Source organism: Devosia sp. YIM 151766 (assembly GCF_030285925.1).
GTDB lineage: Bacteria > Pseudomonadota > Alphaproteobacteria > Rhizobiales > Devosiaceae > Devosia.
This window is the reverse complement of record NZ_CP127251.1, coordinates 1,668,904-1,694,116: the sequence shown is the minus strand read 5'-3', so window position 1 is coordinate 1,694,116 and position 25,213 is coordinate 1,668,904. Positions and strand designations below refer to the sequence as shown.

Annotated in this window: 26 protein-coding genes and 1 tRNA gene; 15 read left to right on the top strand and 12 right to left on the bottom strand. The window is 61.5% G+C overall.

The window, feature by feature from the left end; genetic code table 11:
* The 4 genes from crcB to O9Z70_RS08230 are packed head-to-tail and all read left to right on the top strand — an operon-like array spanning position 1 to position 2,808.
* Positions 1-381, top strand: coding sequence for a fluoride efflux transporter CrcB (gene crcB, locus O9Z70_RS08245; protein ID WP_286018343.1), 381 nt, complete (start codon positions 1-3; stop codon positions 379-381).
* The gene (locus O9Z70_RS08240) at positions 378-1,367 is read left to right on the top strand and encodes an RluA family pseudouridine synthase (RefSeq protein ID WP_286018342.1); all 990 of its coding nucleotides are present in this window, start codon (positions 378-380) and stop codon (positions 1,365-1,367) included. The genes crcB and O9Z70_RS08240 overlap by 4 nt, the downstream gene beginning before the upstream one ends.
* Complete coding sequence (locus tag O9Z70_RS08235; RefSeq protein WP_286018341.1) at positions 1,364-2,032, top strand: HAD family hydrolase; 669 nt, start codon at positions 1,364-1,366, stop codon at positions 2,030-2,032. Before O9Z70_RS08240 ends, O9Z70_RS08235 begins: the two co-directional genes overlap by 4 nt.
* The gene (locus O9Z70_RS08230; RefSeq protein ID WP_286018340.1) at positions 2,029-2,808 is read left to right on the top strand and encodes an ATP12 family chaperone protein; all 780 of its coding nucleotides are present in this window, start codon (positions 2,029-2,031) and stop codon (positions 2,806-2,808) included. The genes O9Z70_RS08235 and O9Z70_RS08230 overlap by 4 nt, the downstream gene beginning before the upstream one ends.
* Positions 2,809-2,847: 39 nt before the next feature.
* Here the strand turns inward: O9Z70_RS08230 and folK are convergent, their stop codons facing one another.
* From folK to lipB, 10 genes are all read right to left on the bottom strand, one after another.
* Entirely contained in the window at positions 2,848-3,279 is a 432-nt protein-coding gene (folK, locus tag O9Z70_RS08225; RefSeq protein WP_286018339.1) for a 2-amino-4-hydroxy-6-hydroxymethyldihydropteridine diphosphokinase, read from the bottom strand.
* Positions 3,279-3,662, bottom strand: coding sequence for a dihydroneopterin aldolase (gene folB, locus O9Z70_RS08220; RefSeq protein WP_286018338.1), 384 nt, complete (start codon positions 3,660-3,662; stop codon positions 3,279-3,281). Before folB ends, folK begins: the two co-directional genes overlap by 1 nt.
* Positions 3,663-3,744: 82 nt before the next feature.
* Positions 3,745-4,596, bottom strand: coding sequence for a dihydropteroate synthase (folP, locus tag O9Z70_RS08215; protein ID WP_286018337.1), 852 nt, complete (start codon positions 4,594-4,596; stop codon positions 3,745-3,747).
* Between the two features lie 149 nt (positions 4,597-4,745).
* Positions 4,746-5,546, bottom strand: a complete 801-nt coding sequence (gene cysW / locus O9Z70_RS08210; RefSeq protein WP_286018336.1) for a sulfate ABC transporter permease subunit CysW — start codon at positions 5,544-5,546, stop codon at positions 4,746-4,748.
* Positions 5,547-5,763: 217 nt separating this feature from the next.
* Positions 5,764-6,600: a sulfate ABC transporter permease subunit CysT gene (gene cysT, locus O9Z70_RS08205; RefSeq protein ID WP_286018335.1), complete on the bottom strand. Its 837-nt coding sequence runs from the start codon at positions 6,598-6,600 to the stop codon at positions 5,764-5,766.
* Positions 6,601-6,736: 136 nt separating this feature from the next.
* Positions 6,737-7,735 carry a sulfate ABC transporter substrate-binding protein gene (locus tag O9Z70_RS08200; RefSeq protein WP_286018334.1) on the bottom strand — a complete coding sequence of 333 codons (999 nt, stop codon included), beginning with the start codon at positions 7,733-7,735 and terminating at the stop codon, positions 6,737-6,739.
* A 201-nt stretch (positions 7,736-7,936) separates the two neighbouring features.
* Positions 7,937-8,188 (bottom strand): GlsB/YeaQ/YmgE family stress response membrane protein, encoded by a 252-nt coding sequence (locus O9Z70_RS08195; RefSeq protein WP_286018333.1) that lies wholly within the window; start codon positions 8,186-8,188, stop codon positions 7,937-7,939.
* A 257-nt stretch (positions 8,189-8,445) separates the two neighbouring features.
* Positions 8,446-9,771, bottom strand: coding sequence for a 30S ribosomal protein S12 methylthiotransferase RimO (gene rimO / locus O9Z70_RS08190; protein WP_286018332.1), 1,326 nt, complete (start codon positions 9,769-9,771; stop codon positions 8,446-8,448).
* 198 nt (positions 9,772-9,969) lie between these two features.
* Positions 9,970-10,548 carry a DUF4282 domain-containing protein gene (locus O9Z70_RS08185; RefSeq protein WP_286018331.1) on the bottom strand — a complete coding sequence of 193 codons (579 nt, stop codon included), beginning with the start codon at positions 10,546-10,548 and terminating at the stop codon, positions 9,970-9,972.
* A 43-nt stretch (positions 10,549-10,591) separates the two neighbouring features.
* The gene (gene lipB / locus O9Z70_RS08180) at positions 10,592-11,329 is read right to left on the bottom strand and encodes a lipoyl(octanoyl) transferase LipB (protein WP_286018330.1); all 738 of its coding nucleotides are present in this window, start codon (positions 11,327-11,329) and stop codon (positions 10,592-10,594) included.
* A gap of 75 nt (positions 11,330-11,404) precedes the next feature.
* Here lipB and O9Z70_RS08175 point away from each other — a divergent pair, with 75 nt between their 5' ends.
* The 9 genes from O9Z70_RS08175 to istB all read left to right on the top strand — a co-directional run bounded on the left by O9Z70_RS08175 (position 11,405) and on the right by istB (position 20,889).
* Positions 11,405-11,638, top strand: a complete 234-nt coding sequence (locus O9Z70_RS08175; RefSeq protein WP_286018329.1) for a FliM/FliN family flagellar motor switch protein — start codon at positions 11,405-11,407, stop codon at positions 11,636-11,638.
* Between the two features lie 139 nt (positions 11,639-11,777).
* Complete coding sequence (locus O9Z70_RS08170; RefSeq protein WP_286018328.1) at positions 11,778-13,559, top strand: zinc ribbon domain-containing protein; 1,782 nt, start codon at positions 11,778-11,780, stop codon at positions 13,557-13,559.
* Positions 13,560-13,673: 114 nt separating this feature from the next.
* A tRNA-Leu gene (locus O9Z70_RS08165) sits at positions 13,674-13,758 on the top strand.
* Positions 13,759-13,843: 85 nt separating this feature from the next.
* Positions 13,844-15,484: a site-specific integrase gene (locus tag O9Z70_RS08160; RefSeq protein ID WP_286018327.1), complete on the top strand. Its 1,641-nt coding sequence runs from the start codon at positions 13,844-13,846 to the stop codon at positions 15,482-15,484.
* Between the two features lie 100 nt (positions 15,485-15,584).
* Positions 15,585-16,133 (top strand): hypothetical protein, encoded by a 549-nt coding sequence (locus tag O9Z70_RS08155; protein ID WP_286018326.1) that lies wholly within the window; start codon positions 15,585-15,587, stop codon positions 16,131-16,133.
* A complete protein-coding gene (locus O9Z70_RS08150; RefSeq protein WP_286018325.1) occupies positions 16,133-16,330 on the top strand; it encodes a hypothetical protein in 198 nt (65 codons plus the stop codon). Before O9Z70_RS08155 ends, O9Z70_RS08150 begins: the two co-directional genes overlap by 1 nt.
* Before the next feature lie 114 nt (positions 16,331-16,444).
* A complete protein-coding gene (locus tag O9Z70_RS08145; RefSeq protein ID WP_286018324.1) occupies positions 16,445-18,580 on the top strand; it encodes a hypothetical protein in 2,136 nt (711 codons plus the stop codon).
* Positions 18,581-18,658: 78 nt separating this feature from the next.
* On the top strand, positions 18,659-20,161 hold the full coding sequence (gene istA, locus O9Z70_RS08140) for an IS21 family transposase (RefSeq protein WP_286018323.1): 1,503 nt from the start codon (positions 18,659-18,661) through the stop codon (positions 20,159-20,161).
* The gene (istB, locus tag O9Z70_RS08135; protein WP_286021956.1) at positions 20,161-20,889 is read left to right on the top strand and encodes an IS21-like element helper ATPase IstB; all 729 of its coding nucleotides are present in this window, start codon (positions 20,161-20,163) and stop codon (positions 20,887-20,889) included. The genes istA and istB overlap by 1 nt, the downstream gene beginning before the upstream one ends.
* 278 nt (positions 20,890-21,167) lie before the next feature.
* Here istB and O9Z70_RS16330 read toward each other — a convergent pair whose 3' ends face one another.
* Both O9Z70_RS16330 and O9Z70_RS08125 read right to left on the bottom strand, forming a co-directional pair.
* The gene (locus tag O9Z70_RS16330; protein ID WP_502870115.1) at positions 21,168-21,392 is read right to left on the bottom strand and encodes a DUF2293 domain-containing protein; all 225 of its coding nucleotides are present in this window, start codon (positions 21,390-21,392) and stop codon (positions 21,168-21,170) included.
* A gap of 103 nt (positions 21,393-21,495) precedes the next feature.
* Positions 21,496-23,250 (bottom strand): serine protease, encoded by a 1,755-nt coding sequence (locus tag O9Z70_RS08125; protein ID WP_286018321.1) that lies wholly within the window; start codon positions 23,248-23,250, stop codon positions 21,496-21,498.
* 344 nt (positions 23,251-23,594) lie between these two features.
* On the opposite strand from O9Z70_RS08125, the gene O9Z70_RS08120 reads away from it, so the two are divergent.
* Positions 23,595-24,401, top strand: coding sequence for a hypothetical protein (locus tag O9Z70_RS08120; RefSeq protein ID WP_286018320.1), 807 nt, complete (start codon positions 23,595-23,597; stop codon positions 24,399-24,401).
* Between the two features lie 194 nt (positions 24,402-24,595).
* Entirely contained in the window at positions 24,596-25,207 is a 612-nt protein-coding gene (locus tag O9Z70_RS08115) for a LysE/ArgO family amino acid transporter (protein WP_286018319.1), read from the top strand.
* Positions 25,208-25,213: the final 6 nt, after the last annotated feature.

Genomic DNA, 25,213 nt, shown 5'->3' with positions numbered 1-25,213 from the left:
ATGCAGGCTGTTTTTCTCGTCGGGCTGGGCGGCGCCATTGGCGCAACGGCCCGCTATGGCGCCTACGTGCTTGTCGGTCGTTGGTGGGCGGCCGGTTTTCCGCTGGCGACGCTGCTGGTCAATATCCTCGGCTCCTTCCTGATGGGCGTCCTGATCGGCACTTTAGCCCGGACGCTGCCGGCTTTTGCCAATGAAATCAGACTGTTCGTCGCTGTCGGCATTCTCGGGGGCTTCACGACCTTCTCCTCCTTCTCGCTCGATACCATTGTGCTGATCGAGCGCGGCGAGATCGGCCAGGCTCTACTTTACATCGGCTTGTCAGTTGTAGTTTGCCTGTTCGGTCTATATCTCGGGCTGCTGATAACCAGAGGTGCGGCATGAGCGGCGTTCAACATCGAGAAGTCGTGGCGGATGATGACGGGATGCGGCTGGACCGCTGGTTTTCCCGGCATTTCCCGCAGCTTGGCTTCGCCCGTCTGCAGAAGCTGATCCGGAACGGTGAGGTGCGGGTCGACAAGGCGAAGGCGCAGACCAGTACGCGCCTGGTGCAGGGGCAGGTGGTTCGCATCCCGCCGATCGATGATCCCGACACCGTTCGACCGCACCGCGTGAATGAAGAAGATGCCAGGTTTCTCAAGGACTTGATCCTTTACGAGGACGACGATCTCTATATCTTCGACAAGCCGCATGGCCTGGCGGTACAGGGGGGCAGCGGCACCACGCGGCATCTGGACGGGCTGCTGAAGAACCTGCCCAACAAGCAGGGCGAAGCGCCGCGTCTGGTGCATCGGCTGGACCGGGACACTTCGGGTTGCCTGGTGGTGGCGAAGACCGCTGCGGCGGCGAAGCATTTCGGCTCGGTGTTCCGGTCGCGTTCGGCAAGGAAGATCTATTGGGCCGTGGTGGCGGGCAATCCAAGTCCGCGCCAGGGCGAGATTTCCTGCTTTCTGGCCAAGCGGCAGACGGCGGATGGCGAGCAGATGGCGGTGGTGCGCAATGGTGCTCCGGGCGCGGTGCATTCGTTGAGCTATTATTCGACCACCGATACGGCAAGCCGGCGGTTTGCCTGGGTGACGCTGAAGCCGGTGACTGGCCGGACGCACCAATTGCGCGTGCATATGGCGCAGTTGGGGACGCCGATCATCGGCGATCCGCGCTATTTCAATATCGAGAACTGGCAGGAAGCGCCGGGGCTTGCCGACGGTCTGCATCTGCATGCAAGGCGCATCGCCCTGCCGCTGCGCAACGGAAAAAAGATAGATATTTCAGCGCCTTTGCCGCCGCATATGCGGCAGAGCTTTGAAGCGCTCGGCTTCGATCCGGATCGGTTCGATGCGCAGAATGACGATCCGGAGGACGTGGCGTGAAATTGATCATGTTCGACATGGATGGAACGCTGATCGATACGGCGTCGCTGATTGGCGAACATATGGCCACCACCTTTGCCGGGGCCGGGCTGAATGTGCCGGAGCCCGATCAGGTGCGGAGGGTCATCGGCCTTAGCCTGCCACGGGCCATGCTGCAATTGCTGGGCTCGCAAGATATTGAACTGGCTGACAAATTGGCTGACGACTATCGCGGCCATTATCGCGCGGCGCTGGTTTCCGCCGAGGGGCGCGAGGGATTGTTTCCGGGGGCGCTGGACGCCTTGAATGTCCTGCGTGGCCGAGCCGACATGTTGCTGGGCATCGCCACGGGCAAGGGATTGGCCGGTGTGCATCGTTTGACGGAACTGCATGGCATTGCCGGGCATTTTTCGACGTTGCAAACGCCAGACCACAATCCATCCAAGCCGCATCCGGGGATGATGCTGCGCGCCATGGAGGAAGTGGGGGCCGACAAGAGTCTTACGGTGATCATCGGCGACACCACGTTCGACATGGAAATGGGCAAGGCTGCTGGCACGAAAACCATAGGAGTTACATGGGGTTATCACGATCCCGGCGAGCTTCTCGGGGCCGGCGCCGATATTCTGGTCGAGAAATATGCCGACCTGCCGGCGGCGATTGATCGGGTGTTGGAGAATTCATGATGCGCGACCAACTGGAAGAGGCGCAGAAGCACCTGGATGACGGTTACGGCCGGGCGCAGCACCTGAACAAGGTGGAATTGCCCAAGCGCTTTTATAGCAGCGTCGACGTGGCCCGGGGACAAGATGGCTATTCGGTGACGCTGGATGGGCGACAGGTGCGGACGCCGGGAAGGAAGATTCCGGTGGTGGTGCAAGCCCTTAGCGTTGCGCAGGTGATGGCGAAGGAATGGGCGGCGCAGGGGGAATTCATCGATCCGTCGACAATGCCCATGGTGCGGCTGATCAATTCGGCTTTGGAGAGCGGGGAGGAGATGATCCCGGCGTTCCGGGCCGAAATCGGCAAGTTCGCCGGCAATGACCTATTGCTCTATCGCGCTGATTCTCCTCATGAATTGGTCGAAGAACAGGAGCGGCAATGGGACGGCGCGCTGGTCAAGCTGGCGCGGCATTTCGACGTGGCATTCCAGCCGACCATTGGCATTATTCACCAGAAGCAGCCGGATGCGACTTTGGCGAAGCTGGATGCGGCGCTGGAAGGGCAGGGGCTGATCAACCTGACCGCGCTGGTGTCTATCACCGGGCTGACGGGCTCGGGAATGCTGGCGATTGCCCTTCTGCATCAATTGCTTAGCGCCGATGAAGTCTGGGCGGCGGCGCATGTCGACGAAGACCACCAGATTCGGCTCTGGGGCGAGGACGACGAGGCGATGGAGCGCCGCGCCAAGCGCCGGATCGAGTTCGACATGGCCGTGCAAGTGGTCGAATCTTCACGTTGAGGTCGAATTGGCTAGCAGATTGTTAGCGCCGAGGGCCGCCTAAAGGCGATTTAGGAGCCAATCGGCCGTCTCGGGTGAAATCTCGCGCAGCGGCGCCAGCACGAAGTCGCGTTCATGGGCGAAACGGTGCGGCAAGGTCAGCCGGTCCGAGTCCATTTCCACGCGCTCATAGGCAATCAGATCGATATCGATGCGGCGCGGTCCCCAGACCTCGTGCCGGACCCGGCCCAATTCGTGTTCGATGGCTAGACAGGCATCCAGCAGGTCGAGCGGGGAAAGATCGGTTTCGATTGACGCGGCCATATTGGCGAAATCGGGCTGATCGGTCTTGCCCCAGGGCTTGGTGCGGATGATCGAGGATTGCGCCACGACGCGGATATGGTCATGCGCATCCAGCCGGCGCATGGCTTCGGCCAATTGGGCGGGCGGGTCGCCGATATTGGCGCCGAGACTGAGCCAGGCCTGCGGCATCAGGCGGGCCGGACGCGATGGAGCTCGATGGCGGCCTCGCCGCGCACCATGGCAATCGGCGCTTCCGGCTTGCGGACGCGGACGATGACCCAGGTAATGTCCGAAAACGCCTCGAACAGGGCATTGACGATATTCTGGCCGACCGCTTCGATCAGTTGCATGCGGCGATTTTCGAAGGCGGATTTCACCTCGTCGTAAATGGCAGCATAGGAGACGGTGGCGCCGATCGTGTCGGTCTGGCCGGGACCGGAGAGGTCGACGCCGCATTGCAGGTCGATGAGGAAGCGCTGGCCGAGCTTGGCTTCCTCGTTGAACAGGCCGTGATAGCCGTAAAAGCCCAGATCGCTGAGAATGATGCGGTCACCGGTGAAGGGAATAGGCATGTGTTCTCTCATTCGCATCGTGTTGGGTTCAGGCGCTCGCTTCCCCTAAAGGGGAAAGCCGGGATGGTCAAAACTATGAGTCCTAGCTGTCAGTTACACCATATAGCGTTGCCTCGGCGACGCGAAGGGCATCGCTATTGGCGGCGACGTCGTGGACACGGAAAATATGGCCGCCGCGTTCGTAGCCCTGCACATTGGTCGCGATGGTGCCGGGCAGGCGCTCGGATGGCCGATTGTCGAGCAGGCGGCCGATCATCGACTTGCGCGAGGTGCCGATCAGCAGGGCTTGGCCGGGGAAATGCCGAATCAGCTCGGGGGTTTGGCGGAGAATGCTGTAATTTTGCTTCAGGGTCTTGGTGAAGCCGAAACCGGGATCGAGGATGATCCGGGCGGGATCGAGGCCGGCGCGGGCGGCGATGGCGAGGCTTTCGGCAAAATAGGCGAGCATGGCCGGGATCGGGTCGGTCGCGGCGGTCCAGTTGCGGTCCCAATGCATGGCGATGACCGGCGCATCGTGCAGGGCGGCGATCTCGGCCATTTCGGGCGCGCCTTGCAAGCCGTTGACGTCATTGACGATGTCGGCGCCGGCTTGCAGGGCCTGATCGGCGACCAGCGGTTTCATGGTGTCGATGGAAATGGGAGCGGCAATGCCTCGGGCGCGCAGGGCATCGATCACCGGCATGACGCGGTCGAGTTCCTGCTGCACGCCGACCGGTTCGGCGCCGGGGCGGGTGCTTTCGCCACCGATATCGAGAATGTCGGCGCCTTCGGCCAGCATGAGGCGGGCATGGGCGAGGGCGGCGTCCAGGCGATCATGATGGCCGCCATCGGAAAAGCTGTCGGGGGTGACATTGAGAATACCCATGACGAGAGCGCGGCGGCCGAGCAGGAGCGGCGGGCGATGGCGCAGGGCGATGGCGTGGGTGCTGTGCATATTGGCTCCGATGGGTCCGGTTTAGGGCGGAGCGGGGGCAGTCTCAAGGGGCATGTGGCATTTTGGTCGGCTGGTCTGGCACTCCGGACCGGCGGCGTCGTCGCCCCGTCCCTATTGGAAGGAGGCGACGATGTTGTGAAACGTTGCCGTCAGCCGTGCCGCCTCGTTTCGAGCGCCGCCTTGATCACCAGCGTGACCACGGCGATCAGGGTCAGGGTGGAGGCGGCGGCGAAGGCGCCGGTGATGTTGAAATCGTTGAACAGCAGGTTGATTTGCAGCGGCAGGGTGTTGGTCTGGCCGCGAATGGCGCCGGAGACCACCGAGACGGCGCCGAATTCGCCCATGACGCGGGCATTGGTCAGCACGGCGCCATAGACCAGGGCCCAGCTGATATTGGGCAGGGTGACGAACCAGAACATCTGCCAGCCATTGGCGCCGAGCGAGAGCGCCGCTTCCTCGTCGTCGGTGCCCTGCTGGCTCATCAGCGGAATGAGTTCGCGAGCCGCATAGGGGGCGGTGACGAAAAGGCTGACCAGCACAATGGCCAGCGGGGTGAACATGACCTGAAGCCCATTGGCTTGCAGGAAAGGGCCGAGCAGGCCCTGGCCGCCATAGAGGAAGAGATAGGTGACGCCGGCGACGATGGGGCTCATGGCGGCGGGCAGCTCGATGAAGCTGATAAGCAATTGACGGCCCCGGAAGCGGAAACGGGTGACCAGCCAGGCCAGAGCGGCGCCGACCACGATATTGACCGGCACGACGATCAAGGCGGTGATAACGGTGAGCCAGATGGCGTGCATCGTGTTGGGGTGGAGGATATTGGCGAAATAGACGTCGATGCCTTCGCGCAGGGCGAAGGAGAAGATGAGCGCCAGCGGAATGACCAGGGTGATGCCGGCCAGGATGAAGGCGAGGGCGATGAGAATGCGTTCGGCGGGGGAGCGGGTCATTTGGTGGCCTCACCGAGGGCTGGTTCGGTCCTGCGCCAGCGGGCTGGCCCCTGCGCCTCCCGCCCCCTTGAGGGGAGGGATTGGGGGTGGGGGTGTCGGAGCAGAGCGGGACCGCTGATTGTGTAAAGGCCGCGGCACCCCCATCCCGGCCCTCCCCTCAAGGGGGAGGAGGCGATGAGGCCGGAAAGCCGGCGCTGGTGGTGTCCGGCGGCGATCATCACGCGCTCCTTTCCACATAGCGGGTCTGCCAGGCGGCGAGGATGTTGGTGGCGAGCAGGGTGAGGAAGGCGACCAGCAGCAGGACGAAGGCCAGGGCGGCGGCGGCTTCGTAATTATATTCGTCGAGCCGGATATAGATGAGCAGCGAGACGATTTCGGTGACGCCCGGCAGATTGCCGGCGATGAAGACCACGGCGCCGAATTCGCCCAGCGAACGGGCAAAGGAAAGCACGCAGCCGCTGATGAAGGCCGGCATGATGCTCGGCCAGATGACGCGGGTGAAAATCTGCCAATTGCTGGCGCCGAGCGTCTGGGCGGCCGATTCCAGGCCTGCGTCGAGATCTTCGAGCACCGGCTGCACCGAGCGGACCACGAAAGGAATGGAGGTGAAGGTCATGGCGGCGATGATGCCGAGCTGGGTGTAATTGACCTTGATGCCATTGGGTTCGAGAAACTGGCCGTACCAGCCGGTATTGGCAAACAGGGTCACGAGGACGAGGCCGGCCACGGCGGTGGGCAGGGCGAAGGGCAGGTCGACCAGCGCATCGAGCAGGCGGCGGCCGGGAAAGCGGTAGCGGGTGAGCACCCAGGCCAGCAACAGGCCGAGCAGGGCGTTGAGAATGGTGGCGTAGAAGGCCGAGGAAAAAGTGATCTGATAGGCGGCGAGGGCGCGGGGGGAACTGGTGATGCGCCAGAATTCCTGCCAGCCCATGCCGCCGACCTTGAGCAGCATGGCGGCAATGGGCAGGAGAATGATGAGGGTGATGTAGAACAGCGACACGCCCATGGTCAGCCCGAAACCGGGGAGCAGATGCTTGCTGCGGGGATTGGCCATGGATTCCGGTGCTTTCAGGCGGGCCGCTGCCCGCCTCGCCTGTGCGATAATTGTTCGACGCAGAAACAGCCGGCTGGCGCTCCCTCGCCCCTCGGGGGGAAGAAGCGCCAGAACCGAAGTCTTTTTCCGCAAGGGTTTACTGGTTCACGAATACCTGGTCGAGCAGGCCGCCATCGGCGAAATGCTCTTCCGATACCCTGGCCCAGCCGCCGAAGGCGTCGTCGACATTGACGAGGCGCACATCGGGGAAACGATCGGCGAATTCGGCGGCGACGGCGTCGTCGTTGACGCGGTGATTGCGCTCGGCGGCGACGCGCTGGCCTTCGGGCGAATAGAGGAAGTCGAGATAGGACTTGGCGAGATCGCGGCTGCCGCGGGCGTCGACCACTTTGTCGACGATGGCAACGGGGAATTCGGCCAGCAGGCTTACCGAGGGCACCACGGCCTCATATTGGTCGGCACCGAGCAATTCGACGGCGCTGAGCACTTCGGCTTCGAAGGTGATGAGCACATCGCCCTGGCCGCGCTCGGCAAAGGCGGTGGTGGCGCCGCGGCCGCCGGTTTCGAAGACCGGCACGTTGAGGAAGACCTTGGTGAGATAATCCTCGACCTGGGCCTGGTCGCCATCAAATTCCTCGTCGGCCCAGGCGCGGGCGGCGAGATAGGTATAGCGGGCATTGCCGGAGGTCTTGGGGTTGGGGAAGATGACGCCGACATCGTCGCGGGCGAGATCGCCCCAATCGGTGATGTCCTTGGGATTGCCGGCGCGGACCAGGAAGGCCGGCAGCGAATAGAAGGGCGAGGCGCTATTGGCGAACTCGCTCTGCCAATCGGCGGAGACGAAGCCGCCCTCGACCAGCCTTTCGATATCGGGCACCTGGTTGAAGGTGACGACGTCGGCGGGCAGGCCTTCGAGAATGGCGCGGGCCTGGGTGGAGGTGCCGGCATGGGACTGGTTGACCGTCACGGCGACGCCATTGGCCGCTTCATAGGACGGAATGAAGGCGGCGTTCTCGGCCTCGAACAGCTCGCGGGCGATGTCGTAGGAGGCGTTGAGGATGTCGGTGGGCTGCGCCAGGACCGGAGTGGCGGCGAGGGTCAGGGCTGAGGCGGCGGTGGCGAGAAGTTTTTTCATCGGCGCTAAATCCATCACATTGGTCGAGTTGGCGACGTTGATGCGATGGGGAAGTGGCGCCGTAAAGCGCTAAATGATTGCTTCGGATGACTAATTCACGTTGGCCGACAGCCAGGGCAAAGACGTTGCGCCGGCTGCGCCTTCGACGCCAAATCCTTCCGGGAGGGAGGCCGGTCTCCCATGGGCGACCGGCCGGGATATTTATTTCGAAACGGCGCGGCCGATGATGATGATGATGCAGGCGCCGATAAAGCCCGCGATCAGATAGCCGACCCATCCGCCGAAGGAGATGCCCAGCAGGCCGAAAACGAGGCTGGCCAGGATGGCGCCGACAATACCCAGGAGAACGTTCTTGAGTACGCCGCCACCGGCATTCAGAAACATGCTTGCAAGCCAGCCGGCGACACCGCCGATAATGATGGCCGCAAGCCAACCTACTCCGTCAAAACCCATAATGCTGCTCCTCTCGCAATGAGTCTTTCGACCACAAGAGGTTGGCACAGTGAACGAAAAACGCAAGGTGGGGCGGAAAGCGGGTATGGGGCGGTCCGGGTATGGATCAGAACGCGATGGCGTTCTCTTGCCCCCGTGTCATTCCCACGAAAGCGGGAAGCCCCGTTGGGTTCGCCGCCAGCGGAAGTGGAGGTTCCCGCTTTCGCGGGAACGACCCCGGTGAAACACCTGACTGAACCGGAGCAAAGGCGAGCCGGTTAACGTCCGGCCGGCTCGGCGAAGAGGTCGTATTCGTCATGGTCGGTCACCGTGACCGAGACGATGTCGCCGATCTTGATGCCGGCGGCGTGGTCGACGATGACCTGGCCGTCGATTTCCGGCGCGTCCCATTTGGAGCGGGCAATGGCGCGGTTTTCCTCGGGGCGGACATCGTCGACGATGACGTCGATGGTGCGGCCGACCTTTTTCTGCAATTGGCGCCAGGACACTTCCTGGGCCACTTCCATCAATTGGGCGAAGCGCTGGTCCATGACTTCGTCGGGGACGATGCCGGGCAGGTCATTGGCCGGGGCGCCGGTGACCGGCTCGTATTTGAAGCAGCCGGCGCGGTCGATCTCGGCTTCTTCGAGCCAGTCGAGCAGGAATTCGAAATCCTCATCCGTCTCGCCGGGATAGCCGACGATGAAATTGGAGCGGATGGTCAGGTCGGGGCAGATCTCGCGCCATTTCCTGATGCGGTCGAGCGTCTTTTCCTGATTGGCCGGGCGACGCATGGATTTCAGCACATTGGGGGAGGCGTGCTGGAACGGAATGTCGAGATAGGGCAGGACGAGGCCCTCGGCCATCAGCTCGATGACCTGGTCGACATGGGGATAGGGATAGACATAGTGCAGGCGCACCCAGGCGCCGAGATCGCCCAGTTCCTTGGCCAGATCGTAGAATTTCGCCTTGACCTCGCGGCCGCGATATTTCGACGTGGCATATTTGACATCGACGCCATAGGCGCTGGTGTCCTGGGAGATGACCAGCAATTCCTTGACGCCGGAGCGGATCAGACCCTCGGCTTCGCCGAGAATGCCGGCGGCGGGGCGGGAGACGAGATCGCCCCTGATCTGGGGGATGATGCAGAAGGAGCAGCGATTGTTGCAGCCTTCGGAAATCTTGAGATAGGCATAGTGGCGCGGCGTCAGCTTCAGGCCGCTTTCGGGCACCAGGTCGACGAAGCGGTTGGCCACGGGCGGCAGGTGGTCGTGCACGGCACCGACCACGCTTTCATATTGGTGCGGACCGGTGATGGCGAGAACGCTCGGATGGGTCTCGCGGATCAGGTTCTCCTCGACGCCGAGGCAGCCGGTGACGATGACGCGGCCATTCTCGTTGAGCGCTTCGCCGATGGCCTCAAGGCTTTCCTGCTTGGCGCTGTCGAGGAAGCCGCAGGTATTGACCAGGACGATATCGGCGCCGGCATAGTCGCGGCTGAACGAATAGCCCTGCGCGCGCAGGGTGGTCATGATGCGCTCGCTGTCGACGAGGGCCTTGGGGCAGCCGAGGCTGACAAGTCCGATTTTAGGCGCCTGAGTCATGCGCGTGGCTGTGTCCGATTATCTGTTTTACGCATCGGCATGGACGAAAATCGCCAGGCGCTTTTCGGTCCGCTGCTCTGTCTGGATGGCGCGTCATACAGAAAGTCGCACATTTGCGCAATGTGACCGCCCTGCCGGGAGGGCGGGGCAGGTCTGTCATGAGCGGGCAACACGCGATGGTGAATGACGATCGGGAGGTCAGGTGACCGATTTCGGCGGGGTGCGTCTGGCGGTGCGGCGGGGCTTGTGGGTTTCGCCGGGCTTGGTGGCCGGCTCGCGTATGTCGCTGGCCGGGGGCGCGGGCGGTGCAGGCGGAACGGGCGGCGCAGGAGGAACGGGCGGCGCAGGCGGGACGGTGGGCAGGGGCTCGGTGGCCGGGGTGATATATTCGTCGGCCTCGGCATAGTCGCTGTCCTGGCCTTCTTCGGCCAGATCGCGGATGGCGTCGCGGACTTCGTCGAGCAGCGAGGCGGAATAGCGCGAGCGCTGGACGCTGTCGCCGCTCTGCTCGTGGCTCTTGAACCAGACCAGCAGGGCTTCGCAGCCGATGCGCAGGCCGACAAAGGCGAGCAGCCCGAAGACGACGATTTCGAGCAGGCCCCATAACCCGTCGCCAAAGCCGCTGCCGAAGCGGAAGAAGAAATGGCTGATGGCCCAGAGCAGGATGGCGGCGAGGCCCAAAGCATAGAAAATCGGGACCAGCCGCGGGGACAGGATCGCATCGAGCCGGAACAGCGTCTGGCGCGTCAGGAGGCGTTTGAGATCGTCCAGGGTCATATGCGGCTCCTCGAATCCGGTTCCTTGGGACAAATTGGGCGGCTCAGGCCGGGATGGCAAGGCCCGGCGGCGCCAAAAAGGTCGGCCCGAAAATCGCTTCGAAGCGGGCGCGCAGCACCGAATCGACTTCCGGCATGGTCAGCAGGACCCCCAAATCCTCGAAGGAGGTAACGCCCTGGTCGGTGATGCCGCAGGGCACGATGCCGTCGTAATGGGACAGATCGGGGTCGATATTGAGCGAAATGCCGTGAAAGCTGATCCATTTGCGCACCCGCACGCCGATGGCGGCAATCTTGTCCTCACGGCCAAGGCCCTTGCCGGGACGCGGCACCCAGACGCCGACCCGGCCGGTGCGGCGCGCGCCAGCGATATTATGGGCGGCCAGGGTATCGATGACCCATTGCTCCAGCCCCTGGACCAGGCAACGGATGTCGCGGCCGCGTCGGGTGAGGTCGAGCATGACATAGGCCACGCGCTGGCCGGGACCGTGATAGGTATATTGCCCGCCGCGACCGGCGGGATAGACCGGAAAGCGCGGATTGAGCAGGTCTTCGGCGCGGGCCGAGGTGCCGGCGGTGTAAAGCGGGGGATGTTCGAGCAGCCAGACCGCTTCCGGTGCCTCGCCGGCAGCGATGGCGGCGACGCGCTCGTCCATCATCGAAAGGGCGCGCCGATAGTCGAGCGGGGCGTCGAAAATGCGCCATTCGACGGCGCGGCCATCGTCGCGATGCAGTTTCGCGCCGCTTTGGCACGTTTCGTCGGCGCTTGTTAACACTTCCATAACCAGGCCTGGCTGACTTTCAGGGTGACGAATCCGCACACGGGGCGCGGATCACTTTGCTCGAACCCCTTATCTATGAGCACATTGGACAATATTGAAGTCGATATCACGGTGGAACTGGGCGCGACGACCATGCCCATCCACCATTTGCTGCGCATGGGCCGCGGCGCGGTCATCGAACTGGACGCGACCGAACACGATCCGCTGAAGATTTATGCCAATAATACGCTGATCGCCAGAGGCGAGGTCAATGTGGAAGAGGGGCATTTGCGGGTATTCGTCACCGAGAAGGTGATGCGTCTGGGGTAAACGCCGCAGGGCGATAATCGTCTCCTCCTGCGCTCCATTCCAGCTTGGCATTATTGGCCCGCTGTGCTTTTGATGTGTCTGTTGCAAGGCTTGAGCAGCGCGGGGGGCGTTGTCGTTGACATCAAATGTATTTGAGGGCTTGGCGAGGCTGGACCGTGGTCTGCTCCGCACGAGGCTTGTTGCCTGTCTGGTCGTGGCCGTGCTGCTGGTGGCCATCGTCATTTATAACCGCTCGGCGCTTCTGCTGCTTTCCAGCCCCGGGACCTTCGAGCAAATCGGCGCCTATTGGAATTATCTGCAGACCAATATGCGCGGCGAGCCGCTGGCCTATGGCGTGCTCATGACGCGCTTCATCGCCAATCTGATCGGATTGGGCACGTTCGCCCTGGCGATGATCGCCATCGTGCTCGGCGCGCTGCGGTTGCTGGCGCGTACGCTCTGGGAGACGCTGATCCACCTGCGCAACGCGATTCCCGAGGATGCGCCCGAAGGCTATCGGCATATCGATGAGGTGGTCTCGACGCTGACGACGCGCAAGATTGCCGTCAACCAGAACTATCATCAGTTTCTCAAGGCGACGTTCGGGGCCGCCGCCGCCTTCGTGCCGCCCGCCGCGCAGCCTTATGCGCAAGGCGCCGCATCGCGCCTGGCATCGCTGTCGGGCAGAATCGTCGGCTATATCGTGTTGAGCGGCCTGGTGCTGGGCGGGATTTATTTCCTGCATCTGGACAATGTGCTGAACTCGATGTTCAACCCGGCCTTCGCCCGGGAAGTGGCCAGGATCGGCGCGCTGGAAGCGGCGCTCTCGCTCTCGCCGCCAATCATCCTGCTGCTGGCGCTGGTGGCGATATTGAGCGCGGTGGATTTCGCATTCCTGCGGGCCGTAGTGCCGGCCCGGCTGCCGGCCGTGGACAGCGAATCGCTGGCGGAAACGCTTTCAGCATCGACCGATTACCGGAACATCATCAATCAATTGCCCAACAAGGCGGAAGCCCGGCGCTTCCAGAACATTCCCAACCGCGTGGTGCAGATGGATGCCGAGGCGGCGTCGGCCGCCATATCGGATGCCGGCACGTTCGAAGCACGGCTGGTCATCGAGCGCCAGCCGCTGCCGATGGGCAATCCGGTGGCGGCGGCGGCGCGGCTGCGGCTGGTGGCGGGCTGGTCGCTCTATGGCGTGGGCATGATCGTCGGCGGCTTCCTGGTGCTGCCGGCGGCGGTGGAGCAGTTTTTCCGCGGCGTGGCGGTGGATACGCCTTCGGCCTTCCTGCCGCCGGCGCTGGCCATGCTCTATCTGTTCGCCTCGCACCGGTTCCGCCGGGCCGGGCTCTATCACATGGAAGCCGGCGAAGCGCTCTACAGGGTGCAGCGGTTCAGGTCGCTGTTCGCCTTCATCCGGCTGCGCGGAACCCAGCACAAGGCGGAAGTCCGCGTCGGCAAGGCCGATTCCGACAGCGTGGAGACCAGCACGCAGGTCACCCACCCGGAATTTCTGGCCGAAGTGTGGGCGGGAACGGTCGAGGCGGAAGTCGGCGATCTGGATCGCCCGCGCGACCTGGTGACCATTTCCCGCACCGATGACAGCCATGACTGGCTGACCGGCATATTCGGCGACGTCAGGACGCTCTGCGCCAAACGCGTGGAAATGGTCGGCGTCAACCTCGACAACAAGGACTTGCAGGATGTCGTGCGCGGCAATGTCAACATTTCGGCGCAGCGCGAGGGCAATGCCGAACTGGCTCGCCGGCAGGCCGCGTTCGAAGCGGCGCTGACCGGGCCGCTTGCTCCGGCGCAGATCGAGGCGGCGGACATCCCGCTGGTCGAACATGGCCGCTTCTGCACCGCCTGCGGGCAGCCCGCGGGCAGGGAGGCGCAATTCTGCTCCAAATGCGGACAGAAGCTGGAGACCGAGGAAGCATAGCAAGTCTCCACAGCCGGACAAGAATTCCGATTTATCCGCTTGAGGTTGTGGCGGAGCTTTGCTACATCCCACTCGCTTCGGTGCCGCTGGCGTCCGAGGCTTCTACCACACAGTGCGGTCGTGGCGGAATTGGTAGACGCGCAGCGTTGAGGTCGCTGTGCCGCGAGGCGTGGAAGTTCGAGTCTTCTCGACCGCACCAAACTCTCCCATTCTCGTAATGGGGACAAAGAGTTGAAGGATTACAGGCACTTGTAGCAGCCCACCCACTACAAAGGGCGCTACAAGTGGCCATCCTCATGCCAGCACTTTTCCGAGCAAAAAATGGCGACTGGTTCGCGCGCAAAGTCATCCCCCCGGATGTGCGGGATGCCTATCAGCGCGCCTATGGCATTCGGCAGGAAGAGCGCTTCCGGCTCACCACCGACAAATCATCAGGCGAGGCCAAGGCTGCCTTCGCTCAGTGGGTCGCTGACGTTGAGGGCCGAATTGCTGCGTTACGCTCAGCGGCCTCCGGTGAGGCTTTGGAGCTATCTCACCGTGAGCTGCACGATCTGGCAGGGCGCTGGTATGACTGGTTCATTGCTCAGCATACCGATGGTGATGCCTCGGTTGAGGTGTGGGACCACCACTATGAGCGCTATCAGGACGCCCTAAGCCGCTTTAATAGCGCGCATGAAGAAGATGAGCCTGATGAAGCCGCTACTCGATCTCCTCGCGTTGCGGCCTATATGCAAGCAACTGTACAAGAGCTTTCACGGCTGCCCACCTTTCTTGCCGGTGAAGGCGTAGCGCTCTCGCCAATCTCCCATGCCGCTCTTGTAGACACAGTTGAGCGCGACCTACTGGCCGCTATGGCATTGCTGCGGCGAAGGGCAGGGGGTGACTATCGCCCCGACCAGCACCGTGAGCGCTTTCCGAAGGCAGTTCCCGTCAATCCAGCGAACGTGAAGCTGAGCGGCTGGAACGCTTGGGAGGCGTTTGAGGCGTGGGTGAAAGAGCGCCAGCCAGCCGTGGCCACAGTGAACCGCTGGCGCGCCGTCTTCATGGACCTCAATGCGTTTCTGGAGAAGCGCGACATTGCGCTTATGACCGATGATGATGCGGTGGCTTGGAAAGACAAGCTGGCAGCAACAGCGGGGCTCGGTGGTCGGACAGTCAATGAGATTTGGCTCACTGGTGCCCGCACGGTCTTCAATTGGGTGAAGAAGCAGAAGAAGCTGACCAGCAATCCTCTGGACGGGGTAAAGGTCGCCGTGGCCCGCTCAGGCCCGACCCGTGGCAAGTTCCAAGAGGAAGACGCCGAAACCATCCTCAAGGCCACCTTCATCCCTCTTGGGCCGCGCACATCAGAGCATCTGAAGCTCGCTGTGCGGTGGGTGCCATGGCTGTGTGCCTATACAGGTGCTCGGTCTGGTGAAATGACGCAGCTCCGCAAGCAGGACATTGAGCGGCATAAGGACGGCTTCTGGCTGGTTCATATCACGCCTGATGCGGGCACCGTGAAGGGCTCAATGCCGCGCACGGTGGTGCTGCACGACCATCTGATAGAGCAGGGGTTTATCGAGTTCGTTCAGAAGGCCAAGGCTGGTCCGCTCTTCTATGACTTAAAGGCGGTAAAGACAGACAAGCCGGTGGACCCGCTCAATCCGCCACGGCCTCCCTATGTGATCATGCGCCAGAAGCTGGCTGATTGGGTCCGTAAGCTCGGCGTTACTGACCCCGGCGTTGGTCCGAACCATGGCTGGCGGCATACCTTCAGGCGCAGGGCGGCAAAGGCCAAGATAGAAGAGCGCATCCGTGACGCCTTCTGTGGCCACACCGACCCGAAGGTTGGGCGGCGCTATGAGCTGCCTGACATCGAAGAGCTGGCCGAAGCCATCAAGGAATTTCCTCGCTATCCCGTGGAAGCGCCGAAGCGTCCCTAAGAGCCCCTAGATGGGCGCATAGCGCGATGCTTTGGCGCGGGAGGCTCATCCCCATCCCGCTGCCTCACTGTTCCTGTGTGTCCTTCTGGAGGCTTTCTCCATGCTGCCCGATGGCGGGTGGCATCACCGCGAAAACTATAGGCATTCCATGCGCGGGATTTTTTCTTTCGGTCGGTCGATCATCAACGAGGTTCAGGAGTTCGGCTTCAGGGGCGCTGTGGCGAACCTTCGGGACGATTGGGCAATGGCCAAGATTGGTCATGTCGATTTCTACGGCCCTGCTCCCCATGCCCAATTCTATGCTGACCGCAGCGCCGAAGCGTTCGCCTCTGGCCGATGGGGCGAGGGCTACACGACCGTCACAGGCGCAGTAATTCATGTGGCCGACTATGAGAGCCCAGACTGCCCTAAAGGCTGGGGGACGCTCCTTGGCCACCTCGCTGCCACCGAGCCGGATGTTCTGGGCATGATGGACCAGTTCCCAGACATCGCTGATGGGGATGGGAGGGTGCTGGAGCAGCTCTGTGAACGGGAAGGAGTGACGCCCATTATCATCTCCGCTGGCTCATGGCTTGTCCGCAACGGCGTCTTCGCCAGTCCCGCCTTCCCGCTCCATGTCCTCCGCGTTCATGCCGGGCAGGTAGTCTAATGTTGGCGGTCATTGCAGGTCTGGGCACCATGATCGGGCTCAACGCAGTCTTGGCGGTCGCCTATGGCATCGCTTGTGGGTCCAGCCAGTTTCTGAACATGCTGCTGCGGTTCTCGTATCTGGCGTGGCCGTTCAAGCTGGTGGCGTGGTTTGGCTGCGCATGGGCGGGGCTGAGCGTGGGGGAAGCGCTGGCGTGACCGATTACCCCTCACCCTAGACCTCTCGCAAATTCAAAAAACGCGGAGGTCAATCTTGCAAGAACCTCATGGGCTGCCTTCGGGTGGCCCTTTTCACTTTTGGAAATCATCGCCATGACCATCAACCGTGTAACCGGGCTTCGGCCCATGGGTGACCGCCCTCGTGCCGGTCGCCGCAACTCCGCTCGCGTGGACAGCCCCTCGGCCTCTGACATCCGCATGCCTGGGCTCCGGCCCACAGCCCGCCCGGTGGACACCTATAGCCGTCCTCAAGCCCCTTCTCAGGACAATTCCTTCCTCCAGCTTGCGCGCGCCCTGGGCGAAATCAACCCGGTCATCGGCGGCTTCCTCAATGACGAGGCCGCGCGCGAACGGAAGGATGCTGAGGACCGCGCCATGCGCCGCATCGGTGGCATGTCCTATGACGAGGCCCGGGCTGCCGTAGACAGCGGTATGCCGGAGATGGCCAACCCGTGGTTTAAGGCTGCCTTTATGAAGGTGATGGGCGAACGCACCGCCTATAACCGCATGAACGAGCTGAGTGCCCAGTACGCCACCGACCCGAACCGGCATGAGATCGACTTCTCAAGCTACGTTCGGAACGCGGCCAACGAAGACCTCACGGCCTTTGACGACAAGCACTTCGAGGCTGGCTACCTCCCCCTCATGGGCAACTATGAGGCCACGGGAGCGGCCAAGCACACCGAAGTGCAATCGGCGCGAACCATGGACGAGGCCAGGGCGAATGTCTTTGGCGTCTTCCTAGGTCAGGCGCAGACGCTCAGCGCGGAGGGCAAGCACCCCGAAGAGATCGCCAAGGAGCTTTATGCCCGCTACGAAGGTCAGGAAGAGTTCCTGCGCCTGAGCCGTGGCGAGCAGGACGAGCTGATGATCAATGTCATCAGTGCCCTCGCCAATGACGGTGATTGGGAGCTGGTCAACGCGCTGCTCAGTCATCAGCGTGAAGACGATTTCGGGAACATGTCTTCGCTGGCCACGTCGCCACAGTATTCGGTGAAGACGGCTGGCATCATCGAGCGGGCCAAGAGCGCCCATGGTGAGCAGGTTCTGGAGCAGAGCATCGGCTCCTATGCTGACCTGAATATTCAGGCGGGCAACGGTAACCTCACTAAAGAACAGATGGACCAGTACGTGGCGGAACACCCGAACATGCTGGACGGTCGCGCTCAAGCTGATTTGCTTATCCGATCTGAGAATGCCCGGCAGCGGGCTCAGGCCAATATCGCTGAAGCGAACCAGAAGGCCGCGATGGCGCTCCATGCCGAGCAGGTACGGGCGGTAGTTCACAGCTCAAATCTGAGCCGTGTTCAGACAGGCGAAAGCGGGTTTATTCAAGATATTGAAGTCCCCAATGCCAATGGGGAGGGGACGGAGACCCTGACCGCCAAGCAGCAACAGGACCAGCTAGGCAAAGACCTTGCGGCATATGTGAAGGAACAGGGGGAAGCGACCAATGCCGACCCCGAGGCCATTCTAGATCTGGAGGTAAAGCTCTTCGCCACTGCCGGTGTCGCCAATCCCCGATGGGCTCAGGTCTTTGCCACAGGCGTTTCACAGGCCACCCCATCGAACCTCAAGCAGTTCTTGGAGAGCGGTGAAGTGGTGCTACCGCCAGCGCTGGAAGCTGGCATCGGGGTGTTTGAGCAGCTCTACATGAAGAGTCCTCTGCTCCTAAACACCTACTTCTCCAGTGCGGATGACAGACGGTTCTTCGACCTCGTTGTGCAGGGCAAAAAGCTGGGCATGGACAATTATCAGGCCGTGCGTCAGGCGAACCAAGCCCTGATGAACGGCCCGGCCTCCCATCCCATGGTCAACATGACCACCAAGCAGGCCGAAGAAGCGCTTGGCCGGGTCAAGGTTGGCGGCTTTCTGGGCTGGGGTGCGCATGAGCCAATGAATGCCTCCCAGGCCCTTTCCGAGATTAGCGACACCATGCGCTACTATGCGGCGGTCGGCGGTCAGGTCGGGAACGCCGCATTTGAGGCGGCGGTAGAGCAATACGCCAGCACCCATATCAACATTAACGGCTACATGGTCTCTGTGGCCGGCATCGGTGTGGGCGACCCCGGCCAGTTCTCAATGGCCGTCGATCTGGCATTGAGCGAGGTAATGGCAAACCAGCCTCGTTACCTGAATGGTCAGCAGCTACACTTGGAAGACATCACCATTCGTCCTACCGGCAACGGTGTGTTTCGGCATGCAAATTTGACCCCTTACCGGGGGTAATCGGCGTCCAATATTGACCCCCCATTTTGTGTTTTAGGCAGACTGTCCGTCCTTTGGTTTGGGATAGGCGGTTGGGGGATGAAGTGCGTGGATACGATTGCACGGGTTCGTCGGGCATATTTTGTGCAGGGCAAGTCCATCAAGCAGATTGAGCGGGAGTTGCATGTTGCGCGCAACACGGTGCGCAAGATCATCCGGTCGGGTGAGACGAGCTTTTCCTATGAGCGTGAGAAGCAGCCGCTGCCCCGGATCGGTCCGTGGCAGGGGGATCTGGATAAGCTATTGCTGGCCAATGAAGGGAAGGCTGCGCGTGAGCGGCTGACGCTGATCCGGGTGTTCGAGGAACTCACGGGACTGGGCTATTCGGGCAGCTACGATGCAGTTCGTCGCTATGCCCGGAACTGGGATCAGGATCGCTCCGCTACGGTTGCATCCGCCTTCGTGCCGCTGAGCTTTGCGCCGGGCGAGGCCTACCAGTTCGACTGGAGCCACGACGTGGTGCTGATCAACGGCACCACGGTGACGGTCAAGGTCGCCCATGTCCGGCTCTGCCATAGCCGGATGCTGTTCGTGCGGGCCTATCCACGCGAGACCCAGGAGATGGTGTTCGACGCTCATGATCGGGCCTTCGCCTTCTTCAAGGGCACCTGCACGCGCGGCATCTACGACAACATGAAGACGGCGGTCGATACGATCCTGGTGGGCAAGGATCGAGTCTACAATCGCCGGTTCCTGCAGATGTGCGGGCATTATCTGATCGACCCTGTGGCCTGCACACCCGCCTCAGGTTGGGAGAAGGGCCAGGTCGAGAACCAGGTCGGGCTGGTGCGGGAGCGCTTCTTCACGCCCCGCCTGCGCGTGAGCAGCTATGACGAGCTCAATGCCCTGCTGCTGGACAAGACCATTGCCTATGCCCGGGCGCATCGCCATCCCGAGTTCCGCGACCAGACCATCTGGGAAGCCTTCGAGGCAGAGCGCGGCAGTCTGGTGCCTTATGCCGGCCGGTTCGACGGCTTCCATGCGGTGACGGCCTCGGTCTCCAAGACCTGCCTGGTTCGGTTCGATAACAACAAGTACTCGGTGATGGCCAGTGCGGTGGGGCGACCGGTCGAGATCCGGGCCTATGCCGATCGGATCGAGCTGCGTCAGGACGGCAGGCCAGTGGGTGAACATCCCCGCATCTTCGGTCGCGACCAGACCGTCTATGACCCCTGGCATTACGTGCCGGTGCTGGCGCGCAAGCCCGGCGCCTGGCGCAATGGCGCGCCCTTCAAGGACTGGGTGCTGCCGGCCAGCATCGAGAAGATCCGGCGCCGGTTGGGCTCGGCAACCGATGGGGGCCGGCAGATGGTCACCATCCTGACCGCCGTGCTCAGCGATGGCTTGCCGGCGGTCGAGGCGGCCTGTGCCGAGGCGCTGCGTGAAGGGGTCTGCTCCGCCGATATCGTGCTCAACATCCTGGCCCGGCAGCGCGAACCCCGCAGCCCGGTCACCATCCTCAATACCCCACAGGCCCTCCGGCTCCGCGTCGAGCCCATGGCCGACTGTTCCCGCTACGACAGCCTGAGGAGGGCAATATGATGGAACGCTCCGAGATCCTGACCACCATGAACACGCTCAAGCTCTATGGCATGAAGAGCGCCTATGACGAGATCATCGCCACGGCGATCAAACGCGAGCATCAGCCCGCTCGCATCGTCTCGGACCTGCTCACCTCCGAGATCGCCGAGAAGCAGGCCCGCTCGATCAAGTACCAGATGACCATCGCCAAGCTGCCCCTGGCCAAGGACATCGACGACTTCACCTTCGAAGGCACTGGCATCAACGAGACCCTGGTGCGCGATCTGGCCGCCGGCAACTTCCTGGCCATGCAGCGTAACCTGGTGCTGGTCGGTGGTACCGGAACTGGCAAGACCCATCTGGCGATCGCCATTGCCCGGGCCTGCATCCGCAACGGCGCGCGAGGCCGCTTCTTCAACGTCGTCGATCTGGTCAACCGGCTCGAGGCAGAGACCCGCGCCGGTCGGCAGGGGCGCCTGGCCGACTATATGGGCCGCAAGGACGTCGTCGTGCTCGATGAACTGGGCTATCTGCCCTTCGCCCAGTCAGGAGGCCAGTTGCTGTTCCACCTGATCAGCCGCCTCTACGAGCAGACCTCGGTCATCGTCACCACCAACCTCACCTTCGGGGAATGGCCGTCCGTCTTCGGCGACGCCAAGATGACCACGGCGCTGCTCGACCGGCTCACCCATCACTGCGATATCGTCGAAACCGGCAACGACAGCTGGCGCTTCAAAAACCGTATCTGACATCCTGCCCCCGCGGGCCGGATAGCGCCGCAACCCTGACCAGCTCTGCCATCCGCCCCGCTCCACAGCCATCCAATAAGGGGGTCAATATTGGGCGCCGATAAGGGGTCAAAGTTCGGTGCCGATTGACAGCATGTTTCTCCCTTGATCCATCACGCCTGTTTTCCCATCCTAGTTTGTCTGTTTGCTATTTTTGCATGATGCTAGCGTATGTGCGTCATTTGTTGGTAGCCCAGGCAGTGGAAAACGCCACTATTGTCATGAATTGCTCTGATGCCCTAGCAGCTTTCCTGTTCTACCTTTCTGGGTGGCTTAGCCCAGACCTCAAGCAGCGCCTGAACCTTCGGCTGGACGCGCTTTCGGGCGTCCTTCCTGTCCATGCCTGTGAGCAGCAGCGTGTCATAGTCCGTCATGCGGTGGCGCAAGATGCCATCCATAGTGATACCCACAGCGCGGCCTAAAGAGACGCCTTCCCATTTCCTCTGGGAGACTTCCTGAGCCATGTAGGCTATTGCGAAGTCAGGGCATCCGGGGTGGCTTCGGCGTATGTGGCGTTCAACTGCGCCGTACGAGAACGAGATCGATGGAGGTTCTTTAGGCAAATGATCAGAGCCCGTCTGCGAAGGCGATGAAGCGGTTTCCTGAGCTGAGATAGGCATCACCGGGAACCGTTGAGTTACGCTTCCAGTCGTCCAGAAGCGTCTCCGCGAAGCCCTCTGTGAACGGTCCTACGACCAACCCAAAGCTACCGCTTTCGGACAGCACAATGCGGGTAGTGGCCGGATAGACAGCGCGGGAAAGATTAGGCAGTCCTGCTATTGAGCTGGAGCTGACCAGCACCACCCACCGATAGCCGGATGGCAATGCTGGCGAGAAAGAGTTGGTGGCCACGGGGCTCTGCGCAGGCGGTGCTGAAGTGGCGCTTTGCGCGATGTCGCAAGTGATTTGCACGGTGAAGTTCCTGCCCAACTCAGCCAATTCCCTAGCGCTTAGCGGTTTCTCAGGCTCAGCAGACGGCTCGGGGAGACGGAACAGGCTGAGGTAGTCAGCAACCACTTCTCCCTTGATTGCGAAGCCCACATTCGGGGCGGTGGTGCCCATGGCTGCCAGCAGGGCCTCATCATTGATCTTTGAAACGGCAACGCCGAGTACCCGTCCATACTCGTCTAGAATGGGACCACCACTGTTTCCCGGCTGGATGCCCACATTGGTGGTGAAGCGTGTCTCATCACCGAAGAAACCGGTTTCGGAAGACACGATGCCGGTGCCCATATTCAGCGATGAATTGAGTATGTCTGCCAGAGGGAAGCCGAGGGCCACCACGCTTTCGCCAAGTTGAGCCGCTTCGGCGCGTATCTCTGCCACCGGATGAGCTTTGGCTGTGCGGAGCTGAAGGACGGCAAGGTCAACGTCTTCGTCACTTGTGATCAAGCGGGCAGGGCCGTAGCCCACCACATCGATAGCTGAGCAGCCGTCGATGACATGGTGGTTGGTAACAAGGACGCCCTTTTCGGCAACGAAGAAACCCGTTCCAGATGAGCTTTGCGGAGCAGGGGGAGTTGCCGGTGGGGAGGCTTGAGGCGCAGGCTGTGGCGTCACCTCAGGCTGGTGAGTTGCTACGGTCGCGCTGCTATCTGGCTGAGCAAAGGCGAGGGGATAGGAGTAGGACGCCATGAAGGTGGCGACCATCGCGCCGACCTGATTGTTGGACCGTTCCCACTCAACTGAGAAGCCAGCGCTTTCGCCGGGAGTATTATTGATGAGGATGTAAAAGAGCTTGTCTTCGCGGGTGCCTGAGACCACGAATTTATCCGAGTTCAGCACCTTGTAGCTGACCTTCCGGGTCGCGCTAGTCGCAGCTAGAGAGCGATAAAGGCTCTCATAACTCTCATCCGCAAATGGCTTTCTGATCGTTTCCAGCCGGATTGAGCCGTCCGCGCTGGTGTATGCTGTGCCGCGTCTGGTCTCGCTAACCGATGGCAGCAATTTCTGGGGCAGCAGCATAGCCATACGCCCACGTGCATCTTCCACGATGTCGAAGCCAAGCTCGTGATAGAGCGCCGTTGAGCTATCCCGCAACAAGTCCTCTTGGCGCTGCGTAAGGACGCCTGTGGGGCTTTGGCCAATCGAGGATTGGAAGGCTTGAATGGCGCGATAGGTGAAGTTGCCGAATGTGCTGTCAGCGAGGGCATTGTAATGGCCAAGCAGCATCAGGTCTGATTGCAGCAGGCTCCGGTCTTCCTCGTCCATACTATTGAACCAGCGTTGGCTGCTGGCGAAGTCAGCGTGGGCCGTGGGCGTGAGAAATGCAATGAAGGCGCAAGTGAGCGCGGCTTTGAGAATGTACTGGCGTCGAAACATGAAAAGTCCCCCAGAGTGTTTTAGGGGGCAGTGCGGGAGCAATTCAAGCGAGGCATGTGCGGATAGTTACGATTTGGATTGCTCGTTTGCTTATGCATGTTTAGCTGCCTTCTACACGAAGGATGCTTGTCATCTTAGAGGGGAAGACGATGGTTAGTGGCGGGCCAGCATTCAGTTCAGGCGTTATAGATACATTGTCGAAGCGCGCGGCGCTCCTTTGCTCAAATCCTGAGTGTCGCAAGCTCACAGTCGGACCGAATGCCGACGACAGAAAAGTTACGAACATAGGTGAGGCCGCGCATATCTTTGGCGCGCGACCCAATAGTGCTCGCTATCGCTCAGAGATGACCGACACTGAGCGGGCAACAATCTCGAATGCAATTTGGTTGTGCCGCGATTGTCATGGCCTTGTAGATAAGGACAGCGCGCGGTTTCCGGCCGATATGCTGCTTCTATGGCGACAGCATCATGAGGACCGAAATCTACGTGAGTTAGGCAAGGCGGGAGACCTCGTGCTGCTAAAGATGATGGAGCAGCAGAGGACTGATTTCGCGGGCGTACCTGCGTTTTGTCAGCAACTACTTCGTGAACGCCCAAAATTCTGGGAGTGCTTCTTTGCGGCGGAATTACTCGATCACCGCCTCAAAAGTTCACTCGCACATGCTCGGCACTTACAGAAGGGTCTCGTTGCTGGCCCATATCGCCGCTTGTCTGAGGATGAGTGCGTTGAATGGGCGCAAGGAGTAATGGCTGAATTTGTGCAACTGACAGATACGCTCAACAGAGTATTGGCAGAGTTGGTTGAGGCGTTCGGTCCCTCAGGTCAACCGGGCGACGCAAGGAGAATAGTGGACACCGTAAAGCTTTTTGGGCGTTGTTCTGATCAAATGCTTGCGGTTGCAGAGGAGGCATCCCTTGCTCGCGCACCGGATGGTTATGAAGAACTTATCGCCTGCATGGCGGTACTGACTTCATACGCGGTGTCGCAGTTGGAGACACTAAGCCAGTTCTTAAGGTCTATTCCAGACGACAATCCGACTGCGAAAAGTAGCTACTTTCTGACAATCGAAGCCGTTCCTTCAGGCTGGCCGAAGCAACTTGACAAGGCACTGAACAGGGTTCGTAGGAAGCAGCGCGGTGGGTGGTGGTAATTAGCGGCGCTGTTGCCCTTGACCATCGCTACAAACGCCGCTACAAAACCCATCAACGCGGCTGTAAAAAGTCCTGTAAAATCAACGGTTAAGCGCTCTGATCAGCGTTTCTTCTCGACCGCACCATGATTTCAAAAGCCATGCGACTCTGACGAGTTGCGCGGCTTTTTGGTGTCTGGGAGGCTGCTGTTCCCATGGATTTTTCGGTTTACCTTATTGGCCTCACCACCGGGCTGGGCCTGATCGTCGCGATCGGGGCGCAGAATGCCTTCGTGTTGCGCCAGGGGCTGAAGGGCGAGCATGTCTTCGCGGTGTCGCTGGCCTGCGCGCTGTCGGATGCCTTGCTCATCGTGCTGGGGGTCGTGGGGCTGGGGCAGATCACGGCATGGCTGCCCTGGCTGGACCCGGTCATGCGCTTTGGCGGCGCCGCTTTCCTCATCTGGTACGGGGCGCGGAGCTTCCTGGCGGCGCTGCGGTCGCGCGCGGCGCTGGCGGTGAGCGCCAACGGCGAGATGACGTCGCTGACCAGCACCTTGCTGGCCTGCCTGGCCTTCACCTGGCTCAACCCGCATGTCTATCTCGACACGGTGGTGTTGCTGGGCACCATTTCCACGCAGTTTCCGGGGCAGGAAGCGCTGTTCGCCGCCGGGGCGGTGACGGGCTCGTTCCTGTTCTTCTTTTCGCTGGGCTATGGCGCCGCCTGGCTGCGGCCGATTTTCGCCCGGCCCATGTCGTGGCGCATTCTTGAAGTGGCGATCGGCCTGGTGATGTGGGCCATCGCCTTCAAGCTCCTGGCCGGTGGCTGAGGCCGG

What these genes read in the sequence shown, in the direction of transcription:
- crcB (WP_286018343.1), top strand. Translation starts at nt 1, where the DNA reads ATGCAGGCTGTTTTTCTCGTCGGGCTGGGCGGCGCCATTGGCGCAACG.
- O9Z70_RS08240 (WP_286018342.1), top strand. Translation starts at nt 378, where the DNA reads ATGAGCGGCGTTCAACATCGAGAAGTCGTGGCGGATGATGACGGGATG.
- O9Z70_RS08230 (WP_286018340.1), top strand. Translation starts at nt 2,029, where the DNA reads ATGATGCGCGACCAACTGGAAGAGGCGCAGAAGCACCTGGATGACGGT.
- folK (WP_286018339.1), bottom strand. Translation starts at nt 3,279, where the DNA reads ATGCCGCAGGCCTGGCTCAGTCTCGGCGCCAATATCGGCGACCCGCCC.
- folB (WP_286018338.1), bottom strand. Translation starts at nt 3,662, where the DNA reads ATGCCTATTCCCTTCACCGGTGACCGCATCATTCTCAGCGATCTGGGC.
- folP (WP_286018337.1), bottom strand. Translation starts at nt 4,596, where the DNA reads ATGCACAGCACCCACGCCATCGCCCTGCGCCATCGCCCGCCGCTCCTG.
- cysW (WP_286018336.1), bottom strand. Translation starts at nt 5,546, where the DNA reads ATGACCCGCTCCCCCGCCGAACGCATTCTCATCGCCCTCGCCTTCATC.
- cysT (WP_286018335.1), bottom strand. Translation starts at nt 6,600, where the DNA reads ATGGCCAATCCCCGCAGCAAGCATCTGCTCCCCGGTTTCGGGCTGACC.
- O9Z70_RS08200 (WP_286018334.1), bottom strand. Translation starts at nt 7,735, where the DNA reads ATGAAAAAACTTCTCGCCACCGCCGCCTCAGCCCTGACCCTCGCCGCC.
- O9Z70_RS08195 (WP_286018333.1), bottom strand. Translation starts at nt 8,188, where the DNA reads ATGGGTTTTGACGGAGTAGGTTGGCTTGCGGCCATCATTATCGGCGGT.
- rimO (WP_286018332.1), bottom strand. Translation starts at nt 9,771, where the DNA reads ATGACTCAGGCGCCTAAAATCGGACTTGTCAGCCTCGGCTGCCCCAAG.
- O9Z70_RS08185 (WP_286018331.1), bottom strand. Translation starts at nt 10,548, where the DNA reads ATGACCCTGGACGATCTCAAACGCCTCCTGACGCGCCAGACGCTGTTC.
- lipB (WP_286018330.1), bottom strand. Translation starts at nt 11,329, where the DNA reads ATGGAAGTGTTAACAAGCGCCGACGAAACGTGCCAAAGCGGCGCGAAA.
- O9Z70_RS08175 (WP_286018329.1), top strand. Translation starts at nt 11,405, where the DNA reads ATGAGCACATTGGACAATATTGAAGTCGATATCACGGTGGAACTGGGC.
- O9Z70_RS08155 (WP_286018326.1), top strand. Translation starts at nt 15,585, where the DNA reads ATGCTGCCCGATGGCGGGTGGCATCACCGCGAAAACTATAGGCATTCC.
- O9Z70_RS08150 (WP_286018325.1), top strand. Translation starts at nt 16,133, where the DNA reads ATGTTGGCGGTCATTGCAGGTCTGGGCACCATGATCGGGCTCAACGCA.
- O9Z70_RS08145 (WP_286018324.1), top strand. Translation starts at nt 16,445, where the DNA reads ATGACCATCAACCGTGTAACCGGGCTTCGGCCCATGGGTGACCGCCCT.
- istA (WP_286018323.1), top strand. Translation starts at nt 18,659, where the DNA reads ATGAAGTGCGTGGATACGATTGCACGGGTTCGTCGGGCATATTTTGTG.
- istB (WP_286021956.1), top strand. Translation starts at nt 20,161, where the DNA reads ATGGAACGCTCCGAGATCCTGACCACCATGAACACGCTCAAGCTCTAT.
- O9Z70_RS16330 (WP_502870115.1), bottom strand. Translation starts at nt 21,392, where the DNA reads ATGGCTCAGGAAGTCTCCCAGAGGAAATGGGAAGGCGTCTCTTTAGGC.
- O9Z70_RS08125 (WP_286018321.1), bottom strand. Translation starts at nt 23,250, where the DNA reads ATGTTTCGACGCCAGTACATTCTCAAAGCCGCGCTCACTTGCGCCTTC.
- O9Z70_RS08120 (WP_286018320.1), top strand. Translation starts at nt 23,595, where the DNA reads ATGACCGACACTGAGCGGGCAACAATCTCGAATGCAATTTGGTTGTGC.
- O9Z70_RS08115 (WP_286018319.1), top strand. Translation starts at nt 24,596, where the DNA reads ATGGATTTTTCGGTTTACCTTATTGGCCTCACCACCGGGCTGGGCCTG.